5 protein-coding genes are annotated in these 5,486 nt (G+C 75.0%); all 5 read left to right on the top strand.

The window, feature by feature from the left end; genetic code table 11:
* Positions 1-195: 195 nt before the first annotated feature.
* From JNK30_RS07780 to JNK30_RS07760, 5 genes are read left to right on the top strand one after another with little or no spacing between them, the layout of a single operon-like run.
* Positions 196-504, top strand: a complete 309-nt coding sequence (locus JNK30_RS07780; RefSeq protein ID WP_293481495.1) for a hypothetical protein — start codon at positions 196-198, stop codon at positions 502-504.
* A 5-nt stretch (positions 505-509) separates the two neighbouring features.
* The gene (locus tag JNK30_RS07775) at positions 510-2,003 is read left to right on the top strand and encodes a class I adenylate-forming enzyme family protein (protein WP_293481494.1); all 1,494 of its coding nucleotides are present in this window, start codon (positions 510-512) and stop codon (positions 2,001-2,003) included.
* A 48-nt stretch (positions 2,004-2,051) separates the two neighbouring features.
* Positions 2,052-3,023, top strand: coding sequence for an enoyl-CoA hydratase/isomerase family protein (locus tag JNK30_RS07770; protein ID WP_293481493.1), 972 nt, complete (start codon positions 2,052-2,054; stop codon positions 3,021-3,023).
* Positions 3,020-4,081, top strand: a complete 1,062-nt coding sequence (locus JNK30_RS07765; RefSeq protein WP_293481492.1) for a CoA transferase — start codon at positions 3,020-3,022, stop codon at positions 4,079-4,081. The genes JNK30_RS07770 and JNK30_RS07765 overlap by 4 nt, the downstream gene beginning before the upstream one ends.
* Positions 4,078-5,463 carry an amidohydrolase family protein gene (locus JNK30_RS07760; protein ID WP_293481491.1) on the top strand — a complete coding sequence of 462 codons (1,386 nt, stop codon included), beginning with the start codon at positions 4,078-4,080 and terminating at the stop codon, positions 5,461-5,463. The genes JNK30_RS07765 and JNK30_RS07760 overlap by 4 nt, the downstream gene beginning before the upstream one ends.
* Positions 5,464-5,486: the final 23 nt, after the last annotated feature.

Raw genomic sequence — 5,486 nt, 5'->3', positions numbered from 1 at the left:
GGCGGTCGCGAGGACTACCTGAAGGCGTTCGACGCGGCGCTGGCGAAGGCGGTGAAGGCCGGCTTCATCCTGAAGGCCGACCAGGCCGAGGCCCGGGCGCTCGCCGCGGCGATGTACCCCTGAGCGCCGGCCGCGTGGACGCAGCCGCGGGCGGCGGCTAGAGAGACTGGAAAAACCGGTACGTGGGAGTGAACGATGGAGCTTAAGCCCGGCTCGCGCTGGAAGAGCGCGGTCTGCGACACCGAGGTGGTGGTGGTGCGGCCGCCCAAGGCCGAGGCCACCCTGGAATGCGGCGGCTATCCGGTGATCCCGCACGCCGAGGCCAAGCCCGAGGGCAAGACGCTGCACGAGGATTTCGCCGAGGGCAGCCAGGCGGGCAAGCGCTACGCCGACGAAGAGACCGGCATGGAGGTGCTCTGCACCAAGACCGGCCAGGGCACGCTCACCATCGGCGGCCGGCCGATCGGCGCCAAGGAAGCCAAGAAGCTGCCGGCGTCGGACTGAACCGCATGCACACCGCGCTCCTGCTCGACATGGCGGCCGACGCGGCCGCCGACCGGCTGGCGCTGGGTCGCAAGGCCGAGGGCCTGACCTTCGCCGAGGTGCGCCGGCGCGCGCACCACGGCGCGGCCTTCCTCGAACAGATGGGCGGAACGAACGTGGCGTTCGTGGGCCTGAACGGCCCGGCCCTGCCGGTGGCGCTGTTCGCCGCGGGCATGCTGGCGAAGCCGTTCGCGCCGCTGAACTACCGCCTGCCCGACGCCGACCTGTCCAAGCTGCTGGCGCGAACCGCGCCGTCGGTGGCCATCGTCGACGACGACATGGCCCACCGCCTCGCGTCCGCCGAGGGCGTGACCGTGGTGGCCCGCAGCGCCTTCGAGGCCGCCTGCCGCATGCACGGCGACTCCGACGCCGAGTTCCTGGACGTGGACCACGACATCGCCGTCCTGCTGTTCACCAGCGGCACCACGGGCGAGCCCAAGGCCGCGATCCTGCGCCACGCCAACCTGACCAGCTATGTGATCTCGACCGTCGAGTTCCTGGGCTCGGAGCCGGACGAGGCGGCGCTGGTGAGCGTGCCGCCCTACCACATCGCCGGGATCTCGGCGGTGCTGACCGGCTGCTATTCCGGGCGGCGGATCGTCCACCTGGAGGCGTTCACGCCCGAGCAGTGGGTCGACGTGGCGTCGGCCGAGGACATCACCCACGCCATGGTGGTGCCCACCATGCTGGGCCGCATCCTCGACGTCCTGGAGGCGCGGGGCGAGAGCCTGCCGTCGATGAAGGCGATCAGCTACGGCGGCGGGCGGATGCCGCTGCCGGTGATCGAGCGCGCCCTGGCCCTGCTGCCCCACGTGGACTTCGCCAATGCCTACGGGCTGACCGAGACGTCCTCGACCATCTCGATCCTGGGCCCCGACGACCACCGCATGGCGCTCTATTCGGACGACGAGGCGGTGAAGAAGCGGCTCGGCTCGGTGGGGCGCCCGCTGCCCACGCTGGAGCTTCAGATCCGCGGCCCGGACGGCGAGGTGCTGGGGCCGAACGAGTCGGGCGAGATCTATGTCCGTGGCGAGCAGGTCTCGGGCGAGTACACCTCGAAGAAGGTGATCCGCGACGACGGCTGGTTCGCCACCAACGACGGCGGCTACCTGGACCAGGAAGGCTACCTGTTCGTCGAGGGCCGGCTGGACGACGTGATCGTGCGCGGCGGCGAGAACATGAGCCCCGGCGAGATCGAGGACGTGCTGCGCGAGCATCCCGACGTGGCGGACGTGGCGGTGCTGGGCCTGCCGGACAACGAGTGGGGCGAGAAGGTCGCCGCGGTGATCGTGCCGCGCGAGACGCAGCCCTCGGCGCAGGACCTGGCCGCGTTCGCCAAGGCCCGGCTGCGGTCGTCGAAGACGCCGGAAGTCTGGGAATTCCGCGACGCCTTGCCGTACAACGACACGGGCAAGCTGCTGCGGCGCCAGCTCAAGGCCGAGATGAGCCGGCCCGCGTAGCGGAGTCGCGCGGAGGCCGATCGTGCCTGCAATCCAGTCTGCCGCCGCATGAGCCTCCTCGCCGACCTCATCGAGCTGGGCGGGGCGGGCCTCGCCGTGACCGAGCTCGGACGTGATCCGCCGCCGCTGGCGGCGACGCCGGGGGTCGTGCAGGTCGGCGTCTGGCGCGGCGGCCCGCTGCCCGGGGGCGCCCTGGAGCCTTTCGACATCCTGCTGAGCCACGAGCCGGCCGCGCCGGGCCCATGGGTCGGGATCGGGCCCGATCGGCTAGACGCGGAGATCGAGGCGCTGCAGGCCGCGGTGGCGGCGCAACCGGCGGCCGCCGCCGTCTGCGCGCAGGTGCTGCGGATGACGCTGGACGTCCCGTTCCCGAGCGCCCTGGCGCTGGAGTCGCTGGCCTATTCCATGCTGCTGGCGTCGGAAGGGTTCCGCGGCTGGCGGGCGGCCCATCCGCCCCAGCGGCGCCCGGAATCCCCCGCGCCCCGCGTCGCCGTGGACGCCGGGGACGCGATCGCCGTGCGCCTCACCCGACCCGACCGGCGCAACGCCTTCGACGCCCGGATGCGGGACGAACTGACCGAGGCCCTGGCGTTCGCCTTGGCGCACCCGGACGCGCCGCCCGTGGTCCTCAGCGGCGAAGGTCTGTGCTTCAGCGCGGGCGGAGACCTCGACGAGTTCGGCCAGGCGCCCGATCCGGGCCAGGCGCACCTGATCCGCACGCTGCGCTCGCCGGCCCGGCTGGCGCAGGATCTGGGCGGGCGCCTGACGGTCCGCCTGCACGGCGCGTGCGTGGGCGCCGGCATCGAGGTGCCTGCCGCGGCCGGCCGGGTGAGCGCCGACCCGGGGACGCACTTCCGGCTGCCGGAAGTGTCGATGGGGCTGATCCCCGGCGCGGGCGGCACAGCCACGATCCCGCGGCGGATCGGCCGGCGGCGGGCCTGCTGGATGGCGATCTCGGGCGCCGACATCGATCTCGCGACCGCGCTGGCGTGGGGCCTGGTGGACGAGGTGGCGGTGTGAAGGGCCCGATCGGCAAGGCCCTGCGGCGCCACGCGCAGGGCGTGGCGGAGGCCAGCGCGGCGCTGGGGCGCGAGGTGGACGTCGCAGCCCTCGGGGTGACCGACCGCGACGGCGAACTTCCGCTGGGGCCGGCGGGGGAGCTCGTTTCGCCCAATGGCGCCTGCCGCATGTTCCGGGTCGCGGACGGCTGGATGGCGCTGAACCTCGCGCGCGAGGAGGACCGCGACCTCGTGCCCGCGTGGCTGGGCTGCGACTTCGGGGGCGCCCCCACGGACGACCCGTGGGACCTGGTCGCCGCCGAGGCGCCGCGCCAATCCCGGCGGTCGCTGATCGAGCAGGCGATGCTGCTGGGCCTTCCGGCCTGCGGGGTCGCCGAGATCGTGGCGAGTGATCCCGAACCCCTGCACATCGTCAGCCGCGCCTGGGCCTACGGCGCCCCGCGCAGGACCCCGAAGGTGGTCGACCTCTCGGCGCTGTGGGCCGGTCCCCTGTGCGGGGCGATCCTGGCCGCCGCCGGCTGTGAGGTGACGAAGGTGGAGAGCGTGCGGCGGCCCGACCCCACGCGGACCTCGACGCCCGGGCTGCATGCGCGCCTGAACGGGGGCAAGGCGGAGCTGGCGCTGGACCTCGCGGACGCGGCCGACCAGGCGAAGCTGCGCGACCTGATCCTGGACGCCGACGCGGTGATCACCAGCGCCCGGCCCCGCGGCCTGCGCTCGATCGGTCTCGATCCCGAGGCGCTGCTGGCCGCGCGGCGGCTGACCTGGGTCGCCATCACCGGCTACGGCCTCTCGGGCGCCGTATGGAGCGATGACCCCTGGACCAACCGCGTCGGGTTCGGCGACGACACGGCCGCCGCCGGGGGCCTGGTCGCCTGGACGGCGGCGGGAGAGCCGCGGTTCCGGGGCGACGCGCTGGCGGACCCGGTGACGGGCGTGGCCGCCGCGGCGAGCGCGCTCCGCGCCTTGGCGCATGAGCGCGCGGGCGTGATCGACGCCGGCATGGCGCCGATCGCGAGGCGGGCGGCGATCATCTGCGGCCAGCGGCGGCTGCCTTGAGCGCCCTCACGGTCCGGAATGTCGAGGTCGAGGGGCAGGCCGGACTGGACGTGGCGCTGGCGGACGGCCGGATCGCGGCGGTGGGGCCGCGGCTTCCGCGCGCTGGCCCGGAGATCGACGGCCAGGGCGGAGCCCTGATCCCCGGACTCTGTGACCACCACATCCACCTCTTCGGCCTCGCCGCGCAGGCGGAGTCGGTGACGCTGGAGGGCGTCGCGACCCCGCAGGCGCTGGCGGCGCGGATCGCCGCGGCGGCGGCGGCGCGGCCCGACGGCGCCTGGCTGCGCGTGCTGGGCTACCATGAGAGCCAGGCCGGCGACCTGACCCGCGCCGACCTGGACCGGCTCGCGCCCCGCCACCGGCTGCGGATCCAGCACCAGACGGGTTCCCTGTGGATGCTGAACAGCCTGGCCCTCGAAAGCCTGGGCGACGGCGACGCGCCGCCCGGCGTGGACCGCGAGGCGGGCCGCGTCTGGCGGGCCGACGCCTGGCTGCGGCACCGGATCGGCGCCGAACCGCCGGCGCTGGCGCCGGTGGGGGCGCGGCTCGCCGCCTGCGGGGTGACCGCCGTGACGGACGCGAGCGTCACGACCGACGCCGACGCCGCCCGCCGGCTGGCGGATGCGCATCGCGGCGGCGCGCTGCCGCAGCGGCTGACGCTGATGAGCGGCGGTCCGCTTGCGGCGCCGGCGGACGGGGCGTTCCGGGTGGGGCCGCGCAAGGTCCTGCTCGACGACCACGCGCTGATCGACCTGGACGACTTCACCGCGCGGATCGCCGGGGCGCGCGCCGAGGGCCGCCGGGTGGCCGTCCACTGCGTGACGGCCGCCGAACTGGCGCTGACGCTCGCGGCCTTCGCCGTCGCCGGCGTCGAGCCCGGCGACCGGGTGGAGCACGGCAGCGTCATTCCACCGGCCGCCGTTGCGGAGCTGAAAGCCCTGGGCCTGACCGTCGTCACCCAGCCGGCGTTCATCCGTGAGCGGGGCGACCGCTACCTGGCCCAGGTCGCGCCCGAGGACCTGCCCGACCTCTACCGGTGCGCCAGCCTGATGGCGGCCGGCCTGCCCGTGGCGGCGAGCTCGGACGCCCCCTACGCCACGGCGGACCCCTGGGTCGGGATCGCGGCGGCCGTCGACCGGCTGAGCGCGGGCGGCCGCCAGGTGGGCGCGGGCGAGGCGCTGTCGCCGGCCGCGGCGCTCGGGCTCTACCTCGACGACCCTGCCGGTCCGGGGCGCCACCGGCGCAGGGTGGTCCCCGGCGCGCCGGCGGATCTCTGCCTCCTGGACGCGCCCCTGCACGAGGCGCTGCGCGAGCCTTCGCAGGACCGGGTCCGGCTGACGCTGGTGGCGGGCGCGGTCGTCCACGCGGCCGCGCGGGCCTGAGCCGGCCCTATCGCTTGACGTAA

Origin of the sequence: Phenylobacterium sp. (genome assembly GCF_016793225.1) — a bacterium.
GTDB lineage: Bacteria > Pseudomonadota > Alphaproteobacteria > Caulobacterales > Caulobacteraceae > Phenylobacterium.
The sequence above is the reverse complement of the archived record's forward strand: the minus strand, read 5'-3'. Positions and strand labels throughout refer to the sequence as shown.